We start from the raw sequence: 15,048 nt of genomic DNA on the forward strand, positions 1-15,048 counted from the left end.
ACTTTTCCTTTTAAAGAGGGAGTTCTTTCTTTTTGTGACAAAAATTGTTATTTTAGGTCAAAATTTTGCCTTAAAAAGGAAGGTTATATGGCTAGAAAAAAAATCGCCCTCGTGGGTGCCGGTCAAATTGGCGGAACAATGGCTCTCGTTTTGGCTCAGAAACAGCTGGGCGACGTTGTTCTTATTGACATCCCGATGACTCAGGGAATGCCGAAAGGAAAGGCTCTCGATATTCAGGAAGGCCGTTCCGTTATCCGTTCTTCTGTGGATTTGCAGGGTTCTACGGACTATTCTGCAATCAAGGGCGCGGATGTCGTTATTGTGACTGCCGGTTTCCCGCGGATGCCGGGTATGAGCCGTGACGATCTTCTGGAAAAGAACTGCGGAGTTATCAAGACGGTTGCCGAAGCTATCAAGGAAAATGCCCCGGACGCGTTTGTCATTGTGATTACGAATCCGCTCGACGCGATGGTTTACAATATGCAGAAGCAGTCCGGACTTCCCGCAAACAAGGTTATCGGTATGGCGGGCGTTCTGGATTCTGCGCGCCTTGCTTGCTTTGTCGCCGACGAATTGAAGGTCTCCGTGGAAGACGTTCAGGCTCTGGTGATGGGCGGTCACGGTGACACGATGGTTTCCATTTATGAATGTGTTTCTGTGGCGGGCATCCCTCTGCCGCAGCTCATGAGCCGCGAAAAATTTGATGAACTGGCAAAGCGTACTGCGGGTGCCGGCGGCGAAATTGTGAATCTTCTCGGTCGTGGATCCGCTTTCTACAGCCCGGCGACTTCCGCCGTGCACATGGCAGAAGCCTATCTTCTCGACAAGAAGAGCGTATTCTCTTGCGCTGCGAAGCTCTCCGGCGAATATGGCATTTCCGGCCTCTACTGCGGTGTTCCGGCTGTCATCGGCGCTAACGGTGTCGAAAAGATTCTCGAAGTGAAATTGAGCGACGACGAAAAGGCAGCTTTTGAAAAGTCCGTTGCGGCTTGCAAAAAGAATGCCGAATGGGTTGACGCGCATACCTAATTTTCTTTTCCTCTTTGGAGAACGCCCCGAAAAGTCTCGTACTTTCGGGGCTTTTGCTTTTTTCAATGCGGATGTTTTCTTTTTTCCTTGCGGATCACGAGATGCTCCGCTTCCTTTAGGCGAATTGCCTCTTTTAGGACGGAATCGGAGATTTCAAGTTCCAGGGATGCAAAGCCCCATGAGCCTTGGGAACTTATTCCCTTAGACGAATTGTCCCTTCCAGGGATACTTCAACTATGGAATCGGAGATTCCAAGTTCCAGGGATGCTCGCCCCATGGGCTGCCCCTTTTCCCTTCACCCTATTCCCCGCCACGCTTTGTAGTTGGAAGTTTTGGTTTGGTGGGGTGGAATTGGATGTTGCTCCATAGCGAGAAGGGGGAACTTTTTTCAAACGGGGCTTTTTCTTTCGCAAGGGGAAACTCGGTTATCTGTTATCAGTTTTCAGTTCCAACTTCCAACTTCCAACTATCCACTATCCACTATCCACTATCCACTATCCACTAATCCCTACCCATGGTTCGACAACCGGTTGCTGAGCCTGTCGAAGCACACCAACCAAGCGAATCGGGTGGCATTTTGTATATAGGCCCCCAATTTTGTCCACTTCCGCGGTTTTAAAATCTTTTGGCTTTTTCCGCTTTGCGTTCGCTTCGGACGCCTTTGAAAACGCCCAGCAGCATTGCAAAGAGGGTGAGGCTGAAAATGATGGTCGAAAGGGCGTGGATTTGCGGGGAAATTCCGCGTTTGAGCGATCCGTAAATGTAGAGCGGAAGGGTTTGAGAATCCGGCCCGCTTGTGAAAAAACTCAAAATGAAATCGTCCAGGGAAAGGGTGAATGCCAAAAGTGCGCCGGCGATGATGGCTGTGGAAAGTTGCGGCAAAATAACCCGGCACCAGGCTCCCGCAGTTGTCGCATACAAATCCCTTGCGGCTTCGATTTGTTCTTTTCCGATGTTCACGAGTCGGCTTTGCACCACCAGAACGACAAAGCTGATTTCCAGGGTGATATGTGCGATAATCATCGTGAGCATGCCGGGGTCGAAGAGCGTTGTCCAGGAACGGAAGAGGGCGAAAACAACGGCGAGGGCGATTGCCATCAGAATATCCGGCGTGACAACGGGAACATTGATGGACATGTCGAAAAAGTTCCGCATTTTTTTGCCCCAGGGCGTACGATGCAGCCCGATGGCCAGAAGAGTGCCTAGCAGGGTGGCGATGATTGTGCTGACGACGGCGAGAACAAGAGTATTGACGGTCGTCGTTTGTACCATGGCGTTGTCAAAAAGCCCCCGATACCAGTCCAGAGTGAACCCGCTCCATTTTTGTCCGTGCTTGCTCGCATTGAAGCTCTGTTCTACCACGAGAAACATGGGCATATACAAAAGGAGAAAGCCGATAAAGGTAAGGATAGAAACGATAATCGGAAGTTTGCGTTTAGACAAAGTTCTTTCCTCCGATCCGTTGGAAGATGATAAGGCTGATGACGCTCGTAAGAATCAGGACGACGCCGAGCATGGCCCCGAAGGGCCAGTCGCTTGCCGAACCGAACTGCTGCTGGATCAGGTTGCCGATGAGCATATACTTGCCACCGCCCAGAAGATCGCTGATCACATACATCCCGAGGCTGGGAACCAGGGTCAGAATGACGCTGGCGACAATGCCTGGCATCATCTGCGAAAGAATGCCGTGCCGGAAAGTGCGCAAGGGACTTGCATAAAGATCGCGAGCCGCTTCGACGATTCCCCAGTCCAGGCGTTCAACGCTTGTGTATAAGGGCAGCACGGAAAACGGGAGCATGGCGCTGACCATGCCGATATAGACGGCGAAACTTCCGGGATAGAGCGATTCGCTGTCGGCAAGAAGCCCCAAGAAGCGGGCGATACTGGCGGGAAACATTTCGGGGCCTAAAAGAATCATCCAGGCGGAAGTGCGGATGACCAGATTGGTACAGCTGGGAACCATGATGAGCGTGAACCAGAATGCGCGCATGCTCTTGCCGCGGTTGGCGACCCAGAATGCCATAGGCAGCCCGATAACGAGACAGAGAACGGTTGTAAAGACCGCTATTTTCAGACTGCGCCAAAGGATCAGCAGGTTGTCGGGCGACCAGCCGAAGGAACTGAATCCGAACAGGCGTTTTAAATTGGTGAAAGAAAATTCCCAGTTGATGCTGCCGTAACTGCCGCGTTCGGCAAAGGCGAGTACCATGAGAAAAATGGTCGGCAGCAAAAGAAAGACGAGAAGCCACAGAATGCCCGGTCCTGTGAGTAGCGCGCCGAATTTGCGCATTCGGCGGCGGGTCGTGAGCTTGCCTTCAAAAACTTCGGTCTGCTGCATATCAATCGCTCAAGACTTGCAGATACTGCGGTTCCATGTACAAATTCACCGAATCGCCCGGATTGTAGATTTCATCGGGGTCGGTCATGACTCGGAGTTGCAGGCTTTTTCCGTTTTCTCCGGGAAGTTCCGCGATGAGTTCCCAGTAGTCGCCGCGGAAAATGCGTTGCAGGATTTTCGCGGGGAAAACATTGTTCGGAAAATTTTCGTCATTTTTGCAAACGTGGATGTCTTCCATGCGAATAGCGATGCCGCCGCAGACTTTGCTTTCGGCATTGGCGTTCCATGCCGGGTCTTTTTCCAGAGCCAAATCGCCGAAATCCGTGTGCGCCATTTTTTCGGAAACGCGTTCGCATTCCAGAATGTTCGCTTCGCCGATAAAGGTGGAAACGAAACGGTTCACGGGATGTTCATAGACGTCTTCGGGGGAGCCGTCTTGGACAATTTGCCCTTGGTGCATAACCAGAATGCGATCGCTCACGGCAATGGCTTCGTCCTGGTCGTGGGTGACCAGAATAAAGGTCGTGTCGGTTTTTTTCTGCAATTCGCGGAGTTCCACCTGAAGTTTTTTGCGCAGGTTGGCGTCCAGAGCGGAGAGGGGCTCGTCCAAAAGGAGAATCTCCGGTTCGTTCACCAAGGCGCGTGCCAGGGCCGCCCGCTGCTTTTGCCCGCCGGAAAGAGTCGAGGGCATTTCTTTGGCGAGGTCGGCGATATTGACGAGTTCCAGCATGGCATTGACGCGTCGCTCGATTTCATCCTTGGGAACCTTTTGGCTTTTGAGCCCGAACGCCACGTTTCCGAAAATGTTCAGGTGCGGAAAAAGCGCATAATTTTGGAAAACCGTATTGATGGGACGTTTGGACGGGGATCGATTAGAAATGACCTGTCCGTTCAAAAGCACTTCGCCGGAGTCCGCTTTTTCAAAACCGCCGATAATGCGGAGAAGCGTCGTCTTTCCACAGCCCGAAGGACCGAGAAGCGTCACGAACTCTCCGTGCTTGACATCGACGTCGATGCCTTTGAGAACGGCTTTGGAACCGAAACTTTTATAGATGCTGCGAATTTGCAAATCGGTGCAAGGCAAAGGATCCATGGAATCTCCGATGAAGTTTGCGAAAAAATAAGAAATTCGATTGTTTCTTTGGAACGGTAAAAGAAAGTTGCATCGTTTTTAATTGCCGCGTGAAAGGGGGCGGGCGGGGGCCGGATATTCTGGAATATCGGAAACGGGAGCGAAACTTTTTTTGTCGTCGGAAAGGGAAAAGAAAACGGCGCGATTTCCCAAGGCGAGCATGATGAACTGTGGCGTGAGAATGCGCAAGTACTTGTTTACCTGTGCTTGCAATGCCTGTGGGGATTCGACTCCGGGACGTTTGCATTCCACCAGGAGCCAGGGACGGTTCAGCGGATTTCCCGCCCGAAAATGATGGACAAGAATGTCCAGCCTGTCGGCGTTTTTCGGATCTAGCGCTTTCAAGGCGAATTCCGTTTCAATCAGGTGTACGGGAACTTTTTTTTCCTTGATGAGCCAGGAGACGACCTGTTGGCGCACTTCTTCTTCGGGAGTTGCCGCGACTTCCTTTTGGCGAGAAATGTCAAAAACGGAACGGCTCACAGTAAAAAGCGCTCCACGCACAGAAGGCAGATTCCTGAGTAGATTCCGCCCAGAATATCGTCTGCCATCACTCCCCAGGCGCGCGGGAGTTTTTCCAGCCGATGAATGCCCAGCGGTTTGAGTATGTCGAAAAAACGGAATAGGGCGAATCCCAAAGCGAGCATCCATGGGTCGCCGGTCAGGGTTTCTGGAGAAACGAATGCGAATGCGGTGAAAATGCCAGCAGCTTCGTCGATGACAATCCAGCCGGGATCTTCCGTTTGCGAGTCCGCCATTGCCTTGTTCACAAAGGGAATCGCGACAAAGAACGTCAGGACGGCGAGAAGGGCGAAACAGCCGGGGAATGAAACGAAAAGCAGCGGCCAGGAAAGAAGGGTGGCGAGCAGGCTTCCGAATGTTCCCGGCGCTTTTTTGGCGAACCCGGAACCGAAGAAGGTGACGACCAGCAGCGTAAATTTATCGGTTTTGCGCATGGTGAAATTATCGGAACGGGTAGGCGTTTAATGGAGGAATGCCGAATTCTTCTTTCAGATCGTCCCAGCGGATAAGCCGGTTCTTCCAGATGTATTTGCGGTAAAGTCTCCGCGCGACGCGGCTCGTGATTTCGTAGGGAATCGTGTGGTGCGCTTCGGCGACGGCTTCCATGGAAATGCGGGCATCGGCGGCTCCGTCCACGATGTTGACGGTCTCTCCGATTTGCGCGTCGGGAATGCGGCTGACATCGACCATGGTGGCGTCCATGCAGACCCGTCCGAGAATGGGGCAGAGCTGGTTTCGGATAAGGACGTAACCGTTGTTGTATTCGCCTCGCAGGTAGCCGTCCCCGTAGCCGATGGCGATTGTAGCAACCTTCGTCGGCTGTTGGGCGACCCAGTATTGCCCGTAAGAAACGCCTTCGCCAGTCGGCACTTCATGAATCGTGCGAATGGTGGATTTGATAGTCATGACGGGCTTGAGTTCCGGATATTCGAATCCTTCGGGAGGGGTTGCACCCATCGGATTGTAGCCGTAAAGGACAAGGCCCGGACGCACCATGTCGAAATGGCTTTCCGGATGGCGCAACGTTCCCGCTGAACTGGAACAGTGACAAATTTTGGGGCGAATTCCTTCGTTGGTGAGAAGTTCCACCAGATTGGAAAAACGGTTGATTTGCTTTTGCGTGCTGGCGTTGGAATTTTTATCGATCATGTCGGCGGTGGCAAGATGCGTAAACAGCCCTTCTACATGCAAATGTTTCAAATTCAAAATCTGGCGAATGGTGTCGAAATCGTCGAAGCGGACGCCGTAGCGGTGCATTCCCGTGTTGATGGCCAAGTGGGCGTTGCACGAAAGCCCGTTTTCTTTCAGGTATTCGTCAAAAGCGACGGCGGTTTTTAAATCGGAAAGAGCGGATGTCAGTTGGAACTCGGCGAGGTAGGGGAAGTCCGCAGGGATGCAGGGACCTAGAACGAGAATGGGCAAGTCCATGCCGTATTGCCGCAGAAGGATGCCTTCGGAAAGGTGGGCGACTCCCAGAAAATCGGCTCCGCTGTATTTTGCCGCATAAGCGCAGGCGAGCGAACCGTGGCCGTAACTGTCGGCTTTGACGGGCAGCAGAATTTTGGTCTGCTTGGGAATGGATTTGCGGACAAATTGAATGTTGCTCGCGAGGGCGTCCAAATTGATTTCAATCCAGTTCGGGCGTGTGATGAGATTCAAATCGGGAGGAAGCTTTGATAAATTCATACGGAAAATATAGATTAAGAATTTTGCCGTGGGAAGAGTCCGCGCCGACTTCGGGATTGCGGGGCATTTCATTGCCGGATGCGTCTGCAAGGCTTCCCGTTGTCTTCCGCCTTTTGTAAATTTTGGGGCAAAGAGGAAAAATATGGATTCTAGAATCATTGATCTTGCCGATATGCTGGCGCACAGCGCACTCTCCATTCAAAAAAACGAAAACGTTCTCATTGAAACCACCGATACTCCCGACGCGCTTTCGGTCGCTTTGGTTCGGGCGGTTGCCCGCGCGGGGGCGCGGCCATTTTTGACGCAGAATCGGAGTGCCGTCCATCGGGCTCTTTTGCAAAACGCCTCGGATGAACAAATGAAAATCGCGGCGGAGCACGATTTGAATTTCATGAAGCAAATGCAGGTGTATCTTTCGATTCGCGGGAGCGAAAACTCGCTGGAATGTTCCGACGTGCCCAGCGACCGTCAGCTGGCCAGTCGTTTGATTCGCCAACCGGTTTTGGATTATCGCGTCAATAAAACCCGCTGGTGTGTTTTGCGTTGGCCGACCCCTTCGATGGCGCAAAGCGCGGGCATGAGCACAGAAGCTTTTGAAGATTTCTTCTTTCAGGCGTGCCTTGCCGATTATCCGGCGATGCGCGTGGCGGCTCAGGGACTTATCGATTTGCTGAACAGAACGGATAAAGTGCGCCTTGTCGCTCCGGGAACGGATCTTTCTTTCAGCATTCGGGGAATTCCGGCGGTGCCTTGTTGCGGTACGATGAATATTCCCGACGGCGAAGTTTACACGGCTCCTGTAAAGAATAGCGTGAACGGCGTGATTGCGTATAATGCGCCGACTCTTTATCAGGGCAAGAGGTTTGAAAATGTCCGGCTGGTCTTCAAAGACGGAAAAATTGTCGAAGCGACTTCTTCGGACACGCCGGCGATGAACGCCATTTTTGACACGGACGAAGGCGCGCGCTATGTCGGCGAATTCGCCTTTGGATTCAACCCGTTTGTGCGTCATCCGATTGGCGATATCCTTTTTGACGAAAAAATTTCGGGAAGCATCCATTTTACGCCGGGAATGTGCTACGAAGATGCGCCGAACGGAAACAAATCCGCGGTGCATTGGGACTTGGTGTTGATTATGACACCGGAATACGGCGGTGGAGAAATTTACCTGGACGGAAAATTGGTTCGCAAGGACGGCAGATTTGTTCTCCCGGAATTGGAAGCCCTGAATCCGGAAAATCTCTCGAAAAATTCATAAGGAAAATGAGGGTCGGCAAAAACGAAGAGGCTTGAACCAGTGTTTGTTGATTCTAGGGAGTAGTGATTAGTGGTTAGTTGGAAGTTGGGAGTTAGAACTAAGAACTAAGAACTAAGAACTAAGAACTAATTTCCCCTTGCGAAAAGAAAGTTCTCGTTTTGAAAATTTAATCGCGAGTATTTGGCGGGGGAGTGCATATCCCCTATTTTTAATCCGTTCCTTTGATAACGAAAAAAGCTCCAGCAAAATGCCGGAGCTTTGAAAGTTTATGGGGAAGTCTTATTCGAGGACGATCAAATTGACCGTGCGCTTGCCGACCTTGACAGGCTTGGACAGATCCACAGCCTTGGCCTTCTTGGAAGGATCGTTCGCCCAGCCTTCTTTCAGCTTTTCGGAGCTGCGATCCAAGACTTGCATCTTGGCTTTGCCCTTGAATCCCGGAATATCGAGCTTCAATTCGTAATCGCTGTAGGGGCTCTTGTTGATGACGAGCAGACTCTTCTTCTTGCCGTTTTCCGTGTAGTAAGTCGTCAAGAGGGACTCCTTGTCGCCGGAAATCGTCGTTTTGAGGAGCTTGCCGCGGAGAGCGTCGGAAGCCATCTGGAATGCCCAGTAGCTCGGACGCGGGCAGTTCATGCATTCTTCAGCAGAACGGGTCAGGTAACCATAGTCGCCGCCTTCCGGAGTGATGTCGTTGTGGATATCCCAGTATTGCGCATTGTCCACGTTTTCGGTGGCGAGCATAGCGAGGTAGTCCGCAACGAACAAGCCGTTTTCGAGAGCGATGGTCTGCGGACCCGGATTGAAGTCCACAGAGTTCCATTCCGTGAGCCAGAGTTCGATCTTCTTGTCTTTCTTGAAGTGGGCCGTCCACTTGTCCACCGTCTTATGGAGACGGCTGTAAATCGGAGTCAGGTCCTGCGGAGCGGAAAGCATGGCGAAGTCGTTTTCTTCACCGAAGTGCTGCGGATAGTGGTGAACAATGAGACCGTCAGCAATGTCGCCCGTTTCCTTCAGAACGTTTTCGTTCCACTGGCCGTCGAGAACGCCGAGAACAGCGACTTTGATGGTCGGATCGACCTTTTTCATGGCTTCAATGAACTTGCGGGCGCGTTTGCCGTAAATGGTTCCGCCGTCCTTACCATACTTTTCGTAATAAGGATGCCAGTTGCCATAGACTTCGTTGCCGATTTCCCAGTACTTGATGCCGGCTTTCTTGTCGATATTGGTGTGCTTGACCCAGGCGGCGGCTTCCTGTTCGGTGCCGGAACCGAAGTTCACGGTGAACATCGCGTTGGAGCCTGTCTTCTTGAGCCAGTCGAGGAATTCGTCGGTATCGACCATCCAGTCGTGGTTGTCGAGAATTTCCTTCCAGTGGTCGTCATCAGCGCGAAGGCCACCCGGATAGCGGACAATGCCGTGATTGACACGCTTGACGTATTCCCAGGTCTGGGTCTTGAACTTCTTATTGTCCAGCAAGTCGCCGTCCCAAAGGGCAGCGTTGATGCCGAAGAGACCTCCGGAGATATTCGGGTTGATGACTTCGGAAGAACCCTTCACATCGACCTTGACAAGTGCCGGACGGGCTGCCGCCTTGACTTCTTTCAAGTTCGTGAGCTTGATGTTGTCCACTTCAAAGGAACCGTTGGAACCTTCTCCACCCGGTTTGAAGTCGAGCGAAACGACTCCCTTCAGGTCGAAGACGCCGTTTTCTTTGGCGTTGGGCGGCTGGTAGTAGGGGAATTTGCTGAAGTTGCGGAACGGAACGATAACGGTGGTACGTCCGCGGGGAACGCCGGTGTTCGCCACAAAGAGTTCGTTGCCAGAGTCGCCAATCTGGACCGTGATGGACTGCCATGCGCGTTCCGAATAGACGTCGAACATAATGCCCCAGTGGTTAGTCCAGTCGCGGAGTTTTGCCGGGTGATTCGCCTGGTTCTTGGTGAAGTCGAGAACGATATCGACCCAGTCGGACATTTCGAAGTGCTTGATAAAGAGAGAGTTGCCGTCGAGCTTGCTGCTCTTGTAGGGCATTTCCACTTCCACTTTGGATTTCGGACCCTTGGACGGTTCCCAGTTGTCCTTGGCGAAATTGCCTTCAAAGTCGGAAATGACCATGTCCGGAGCCTTGGACTTCCAGTTGTCCCACTTGATATCCGGATCCACCCAGTCGATGGTTTCGGTAAAGGTGATCTGGTCCACGAAGATGGTCACAGGAGCCGGCTTGCCCGGTTCGCCCTGGTTTTCGCCCTTGCCCACGGAGAAGCGGATTTCCTGGATTTTGTTCCATTGGATATCCTTGGCGACTTCGGCCTGCTTGTTGGCATCCCAAGCCTTGCCCTTGTCGTTGAACTTTTTCAGAGGAATTTTGACGAGTTTCCAGTCCGTACCGACCTTGGAACCTTCGATCCAGTCGTTCAGGCTGATCTTGGTCTGGCTCTTGATGTCGTTGCCCTGGTTGTCCAGAATGCCGACATAGACCTTTTCGCCGCCGAGCTTGCCTTTGATCCAGAAGTAGAGGCCGCCCTTGTTGCGCACCTTGGAAAGGTCGATGAATTTGCCTTCGCCGAGGGAGTAGGTGACGCCGGACCAGTCGTTGTTGTCGATGTACATCGCGAGCACGTTCGGGTTGCCTGCGGTTTTGGATGCCGCTTCACGCTGCGCGGAAAGGCCGCCGTAGCTATAGGAGAAGCCCTTCACCTGGTTGTCGTAGAAGGTGCCGTTCTTGACGGGCTTGACCTTGCCGTCCAGCTTTTCCGGATTCTTCGGACCGTCGATGACGTCTTCGTTTTCATCCCAGTAAACGATCTTGGGCTTGGGCTTCGCCTTCTTGTTGCCCTTGACGATTTCGATGTTATCTACCCAGACTTCAAAATCCGAAGCGCCGCTCTTGTCGATGGAGAAACGGACTTCCGCGATTTTATCCCAGTCGATGCGCGCGGGGAATTCGGACTTGCGGGTATTGTCCCAGTAGAGGCCGCGATCCGGGAAATCCACGAGAGGAATGGAAACTTTCTTCCATTCGGTCGTGACGGCGCCGCCTTCGATGTACTTGTTCATCGGAAGGACGACTTGGGTCTTTTTCCCGTCGGAAACTTCTTCGTCGAGAAGGCCGACCTTAATGGATTCGCCGCCTTTTTTGCCCTTGATCATGAATTCGAGTTTGGAATCGAGCATGTATTTGCTCAAATCGAAGAATTCGTTGTAAAGACAGATGGAAGCTCCCGAATATTCGCTCGGATCCAGCTGGATCTGGAGAGCCGCCTTGGATTTGTAACCGCCCTCTTTTGTTATCGTGACGCCTTTGCTTTTTCCGCCGTAGGAGTAGTCGAAACCGCCCTGGCGATACTGGTCGTCAAACATTTTATAGACGACGATGCGCGGTGGGCGTTGTGCCATCGCCGTTGTCGTCGCTAGCCCTAAAAAGAGCAAGGATGTTGCCTTTAGAAATGGATGTCTCATTCGGTGTTTTCCTTTTGTTTATGGATTAAAAATTATTTTTTCTCTTTTGCTTCTTTCAGAAGTTTTTCTACCAGTTCGGGGCTGAAGCGGTCTTGGCGCTTGCCGTTGATGAAGAAGTTGGGCGTGCCCTGGACACCGACTTTGACTCCGAGCTGGAAATCTTCGCTGATGCGGGCCTGCTTGGCGGAATCGAGGACCATGCTCTTTTCAAATTTTGCCATGTCGAGTCCGATTTCCTTGGCGATTTTCTTGAAGGTTTCCGGAGTGAGCTCGCGGTTGTGGCTGGCGAGAGCGTAACGGAATTCCCAGAACTTGCCTTGTTCCTGGGCGGCGATGGAAGCCGCTGCGGCCGGAGATGCGTTCTGGTGGAAGGAAAGCGGGAAATGCTTATAGACGAATTTGATTTCGTCCTTGTGCTTGTCCATCAGGTCGTGGATGGCGGGAGCGATGCGTGCGCAATAGGGGCATTGGAATTCGGAAAATTCGACGATGGTCAAAATCGGATTCTTGGTGTTGCCGAAAACCGGGCTGTTGCCATCCGGAATATCCCAGACCTTGCTGTCCGCTTCCATTTCCGCTTTCATCTGTTCAATGGAGAGACCGCGTTTTTCCAGACCGTATTTGAGTACTTCAAATTCTTCGTGCATGGTTTTGACTTCGGCGGCAAGACTGTCCAATTTGGCACTGGAACCTGCCGATTGGCTATTGGCGGAGGCCTGGTTGCAGGCAGAAAGGGAAATGACAAGGATGGCGGAAAGCGCCAACGGGAATGATTTCATGGATTATCCTTATGGTGAAATTTCGTTTGTCAAAATATATAAAAGGATGTTCGATGGAACTTAAAAAAAAAGACTTTCGGTTACGGAGGAATCCGTTTTTAGAAAAACAAAAATTTACAATTGAGCGCAGAAAGCTGGACTGGAATGAAGAGCTTGTTGTGAAAAGCTTTTCTTCTGAATGAAGGATTTCCTCCGCTAGAAACCGCACTGTTCGACGGGATGAATCAATCAATCCCCGGGGATCAAGTAGTAAGAATTTTCTTTCGCAATTGCGCTGTCGGTTGAAATCCAGGAATTTCATTCCCTTGCATAAATTACATTATGCGAAATGTCGTAGAGTTTTTCCCTGCGCGTACATATTTTATGGGCTTGTCGCAAGGAATCTGCCTGTCGGTATGGTGGTGGGAATTAAGCGCGCTTTGGCTTGGTTCCTGAATTCAAGTCCAACGTGCAGACTCCTAGATCGTAGGCGGCTAGGAAGAAACTTCCATCCAGTTCTGCGGCCTTGAAAAACTGTAGTCCGTCTTCTTCGTATGGATTCCAGCTGGAATCGTTCTGGACGGCGATGATTGTCGTCATGCTTTTTTCCGCTTCGTCTAGACTGTCCTTGTAACCCGCCAAGCTGACGACGAGACGATGGGAAGATTTTCCGATGCCCATAACGTTGAACCATTCGCCTGCTTTCTCTTTTTAGGGGCTTATGTATAAAATTCCTCTCGATTCGCTTGTCATCGCTTCGCTTGCCCAAATCTCGTAATCTGCGAAAAAAGCACCTTGCGAAAAAGATGTTCACACCGGTCACGGCTTTGGCGCATGTCGATCAAGCATGCTGTGTTGGAGGAAAAAATATTTGTCTGCGCTAAAAGAAATCCATACGAACAAAGGCAACCTCGTTTTCAAGACGAAGTTGCCTGAGCCGCCGTAGAAATTTTCTCGCCCAAAACCGGTTATGCGCTCTTGACGTAAGCCTTGATGGCGTCCCGGATTTTGGAAAAGACGAGGCGCAGTTCGTCTTCGTCTTCTTCGAGGAGCGTGATGCGGAATCCCTGGAGTTCGCTGCAGAAGCTGCTGATGGGAACGACGCAGACTCCGGTCGAGGCGAGTAGGTAATAGACGAAGCGGTAATCCAGGCTGGAGACGTTTTCCGTCCACTTCTCGACAAGGCTTCGGATTTCCGGATTTTCGACGGGCAGTGTTTGCCTGTCGTTGAGAACTCCCGGCTTGAAGACGATCGTGTTGTAGAACGCGCCGTAGGTCGGGTTGAAATACAGTTCGGGAACTTCCGAGAGAATTTCGTTGATGAGCGCGCTGCGCCGTCCGATTTTTTCGTTCAGCGCGTCGCGGTGGATTTTGTAGCGCGTATCGCCGAGAACCTTGGGAATCGTCAGCTGCGGAATGGTTGTGGAGCAGACCTCGATCATCTTGGCATTGTCAATCGCGCGGCAGAATGCGTCAAATTCGGGATCCTTGTCGCGGTTGTAATATTCCGCCCAGCCGCAGCGGGAACCCGGCCACGGATATTGCTTGGAAATGCCGTTCAGCGAAATGCCCGGAACGTCCCCGATATAGGTGGCAAGCGGATGGGCGACGGCTCCGTTGTAGGTGATTTTGTTGTAAATCTCGTCGCAGATGATGCAGAGGTGGTAGTCCTTTGCAATTTTGACCATTTTTTCCAGATGCTCAATCGGGTAAACCATTCCTGTCGGATTGTCCGGATTGATAATCAGGATGCCCGCGATGCTCGGGTTGTATTTCACTTTGTTCTCGAGCTCTTCCAAGTCCGGGAGCCAGTGATTTTCCGGGCGCAGGTGATAGACCAGCGGGGAAGCATGCGCATGGGAGGCTTCGGCGGAACTGTGGGTACTGTAGGCGGGGGACGGCCCGATGATGCGGGTCGTCATGGAAAGGAGGCTGTAGATGGTGGAAATCGCGTCCCCGAGTCCATTGAAAAATAGGATGTCGTCAGCGGTGATCTGGACGCCGCCGAGCTTGTTCGTTTCGCTTGCCAGAAATTCGCGGGTGGCGAGAAGCCCTTTGGACGGGCAATAGCCGTAACTTTTATTTTCCTCGACGATTTCGCCGACGATTTCTTTGATCCATTCGGGAACCTGGCAATGCTTTTCGATGGGGTCGCCGATATTTTCCCAGTGGATTTTCAATCCGAGTGCCTTTAACTGATTTGCCTTCTTGACGATTTCTCGAATTTCGTAAGAAAGTTCTTTGGCGCCTTCAGTCAAAAGTCGTTTACGCATAATCTTTTCATCTCCGATGAATTTGAATTTTTTTACAATGTAACAATTTTCCCGTTTCTATATTCTTAGGCATGAAAAAAATAGATTGTCTTTTTGAACGCTATCCGCTTTTCAGGTACATTCCTGCGATTTTGCTCCTGTCTCTTTTGTTTCGGACATCTTCGATTGGCGGCGAAGAGATGGGCTGGCTGGTGGAACCTTTTGACAAAATTGTCCACGGTTTGACATACGCTTTTTTGGGAGCCTTCTTCGCTTTATGGTTTTCCAATCGCCGTTGGGATTTGCGCCCGTTCCTTTGTACTGTCGCCTGCATTATTTTGTGCGTAATCTCTGGTGCGCTGGATGAATTTCACCAGAGCTTTGTTCCGGGGAGAACCGTCTCTTTGGGGGATGTGCTTGCGGACTTTGTCGGCGGGACTTTCGGCAGCGTCCTCTATGCCTGCTGGAAGCCGTGGAAACGCTTTTCCATTTTTCGGGAAGAATCCGTCTAGTTTTGCCGTCAGATTTTGGGGGAGGAACGCCCAAGGGCGGCTCTAAAGGGTGAGTTGTGGCTTTCGCTCTTTTCCGGCGTCGCGTTCTTTTTTTATTTT

At 51.5% G+C, this 15,048-nt stretch carries 14 protein-coding genes; 4 read left to right on the plus strand and 10 right to left on the minus strand.

What is annotated here, in order from left to right; all coding sequences use genetic code 11:
• Positions 1-87 precede the first annotated feature (87 nt).
• Positions 88-1,029, plus strand: coding sequence for a malate dehydrogenase (gene mdh / locus BGX14_RS14870; protein ID WP_073306041.1), 942 nt, complete (start codon positions 88-90; stop codon positions 1,027-1,029).
• 615 nt (positions 1,030-1,644) lie between these two features.
• Here mdh and BGX14_RS14875 read toward each other — a convergent pair.
• From BGX14_RS14875 to alr, 6 genes are all read right to left on the minus strand, one after another.
• Positions 1,645-2,472: an ABC transporter permease gene (locus BGX14_RS14875; protein ID WP_198950983.1), complete on the minus strand. Its 828-nt coding sequence runs from the start codon at positions 2,470-2,472 to the stop codon at positions 1,645-1,647.
• Positions 2,465-3,367, minus strand: coding sequence for an ABC transporter permease (locus tag BGX14_RS14880; protein ID WP_095880321.1), 903 nt, complete (start codon positions 3,365-3,367; stop codon positions 2,465-2,467). Before BGX14_RS14880 ends, BGX14_RS14875 begins: the two co-directional genes overlap by 8 nt.
• A gap of 1 nt (position 3,368) precedes the next feature.
• Positions 3,369-4,460 (minus strand): ABC transporter ATP-binding protein, encoded by a 1,092-nt coding sequence (locus BGX14_RS14885; protein ID WP_073306039.1) that lies wholly within the window; start codon positions 4,458-4,460, stop codon positions 3,369-3,371.
• A 78-nt stretch (positions 4,461-4,538) separates the two neighbouring features.
• Positions 4,539-4,982, minus strand: coding sequence for a type I restriction enzyme HsdR N-terminal domain-containing protein (locus BGX14_RS14890; RefSeq protein WP_095880322.1), 444 nt, complete (start codon positions 4,980-4,982; stop codon positions 4,539-4,541).
• Entirely contained in the window at positions 4,979-5,455 is a 477-nt protein-coding gene (locus BGX14_RS14895) for a phosphatidylglycerophosphatase A (protein ID WP_078776628.1), read from the minus strand. Before BGX14_RS14895 ends, BGX14_RS14890 begins: the two co-directional genes overlap by 4 nt.
• Positions 5,456-5,462: 7 nt before the next feature.
• The gene (alr, locus tag BGX14_RS14900) at positions 5,463-6,707 is read right to left on the minus strand and encodes an alanine racemase (RefSeq protein WP_095880323.1); all 1,245 of its coding nucleotides are present in this window, start codon (positions 6,705-6,707) and stop codon (positions 5,463-5,465) included.
• A 142-nt stretch (positions 6,708-6,849) separates the two neighbouring features.
• On the opposite strand from alr, the gene BGX14_RS14905 reads away from it, so the two are divergent.
• Positions 6,850-7,965: an aminopeptidase gene (locus BGX14_RS14905; RefSeq protein WP_095880388.1), complete on the plus strand. Its 1,116-nt coding sequence runs from the start codon at positions 6,850-6,852 to the stop codon at positions 7,963-7,965.
• 279 nt (positions 7,966-8,244) lie between these two features.
• Here the strand turns inward: BGX14_RS14905 and BGX14_RS14910 are convergent, their stop codons facing one another.
• Positions 8,245-11,427 (minus strand): carbohydrate binding domain-containing protein, encoded by a 3,183-nt coding sequence (locus BGX14_RS14910; protein ID WP_095880324.1) that lies wholly within the window; start codon positions 11,425-11,427, stop codon positions 8,245-8,247.
• A gap of 32 nt (positions 11,428-11,459) precedes the next feature.
• Positions 11,460-12,206, minus strand: coding sequence for a thioredoxin domain-containing protein (locus BGX14_RS14915; protein ID WP_073306034.1), 747 nt, complete (start codon positions 12,204-12,206; stop codon positions 11,460-11,462).
• 53 nt (positions 12,207-12,259) lie between these two features.
• Between BGX14_RS14915 and BGX14_RS16335 the strand changes: the two genes are divergently transcribed.
• The gene (locus BGX14_RS16335; RefSeq protein WP_255404535.1) at positions 12,260-12,388 is read left to right on the plus strand and encodes a hypothetical protein; all 129 of its coding nucleotides are present in this window, start codon (positions 12,260-12,262) and stop codon (positions 12,386-12,388) included.
• A 226-nt stretch (positions 12,389-12,614) separates the two neighbouring features.
• Here BGX14_RS16335 and BGX14_RS14920 read toward each other — a convergent pair whose 3' ends face one another.
• Both BGX14_RS14920 and BGX14_RS14925 read right to left on the minus strand, forming a co-directional pair.
• The gene (locus BGX14_RS14920) at positions 12,615-12,866 is read right to left on the minus strand and encodes a hypothetical protein (protein ID WP_073306033.1); all 252 of its coding nucleotides are present in this window, start codon (positions 12,864-12,866) and stop codon (positions 12,615-12,617) included.
• 287 nt (positions 12,867-13,153) lie between these two features.
• Positions 13,154-14,458, minus strand: coding sequence for a pyridoxal phosphate-dependent aminotransferase (locus BGX14_RS14925; protein ID WP_073306032.1), 1,305 nt, complete (start codon positions 14,456-14,458; stop codon positions 13,154-13,156).
• A gap of 71 nt (positions 14,459-14,529) precedes the next feature.
• Here BGX14_RS14925 and BGX14_RS14930 point away from each other — a divergent pair, with 71 nt between their 5' ends.
• Positions 14,530-14,949 (plus strand): VanZ family protein, encoded by a 420-nt coding sequence (locus BGX14_RS14930; protein WP_073306031.1) that lies wholly within the window; start codon positions 14,530-14,532, stop codon positions 14,947-14,949.
• The last annotated feature ends 99 nt before the right edge of the window (positions 14,950-15,048 follow it).

This window comes from Fibrobacter sp. UWS1, from assembly GCF_002300445.1.
Lineage (GTDB): Bacteria > Fibrobacterota > Fibrobacteria > Fibrobacterales > Fibrobacteraceae > Hallerella > Hallerella intestinalis.

Coding starts and splice junctions, on each gene's coding strand:
- alr (WP_095880323.1), bottom strand. CDS start 6,707: ATGAATTTATCAAAGCTTCCTCCCGATTTGAATCTCATCACACGCCCG.
- BGX14_RS14880 (WP_095880321.1), bottom strand. CDS start 3,367: ATGCAGCAGACCGAAGTTTTTGAAGGCAAGCTCACGACCCGCCGCCGA.
- BGX14_RS14925 (WP_073306032.1), bottom strand. CDS start 14,458: ATGCGTAAACGACTTTTGACTGAAGGCGCCAAAGAACTTTCTTACGAA.
- BGX14_RS14885 (WP_073306039.1), bottom strand. CDS start 4,460: ATGGATCCTTTGCCTTGCACCGATTTGCAAATTCGCAGCATCTATAAA.
- BGX14_RS14910 (WP_095880324.1), bottom strand. CDS start 11,427: ATGAGACATCCATTTCTAAAGGCAACATCCTTGCTCTTTTTAGGGCTA.
- BGX14_RS14915 (WP_073306034.1), bottom strand. CDS start 12,206: ATGAAATCATTCCCGTTGGCGCTTTCCGCCATCCTTGTCATTTCCCTT.
- BGX14_RS14920 (WP_073306033.1), bottom strand. CDS start 12,866: ATGGGCATCGGAAAATCTTCCCATCGTCTCGTCGTCAGCTTGGCGGGT.
- BGX14_RS14895 (WP_078776628.1), bottom strand. CDS start 5,455: ATGCGCAAAACCGATAAATTTACGCTGCTGGTCGTCACCTTCTTCGGT.
- BGX14_RS14930 (WP_073306031.1), top strand. CDS start 14,530: ATGAAAAAAATAGATTGTCTTTTTGAACGCTATCCGCTTTTCAGGTAC.
- mdh (WP_073306041.1), top strand. CDS start 88: ATGGCTAGAAAAAAAATCGCCCTCGTGGGTGCCGGTCAAATTGGCGGA.
- BGX14_RS16335 (WP_255404535.1), top strand. CDS start 12,260: ATGGAACTTAAAAAAAAAGACTTTCGGTTACGGAGGAATCCGTTTTTA.
- BGX14_RS14905 (WP_095880388.1), top strand. CDS start 6,850: ATGGATTCTAGAATCATTGATCTTGCCGATATGCTGGCGCACAGCGCA.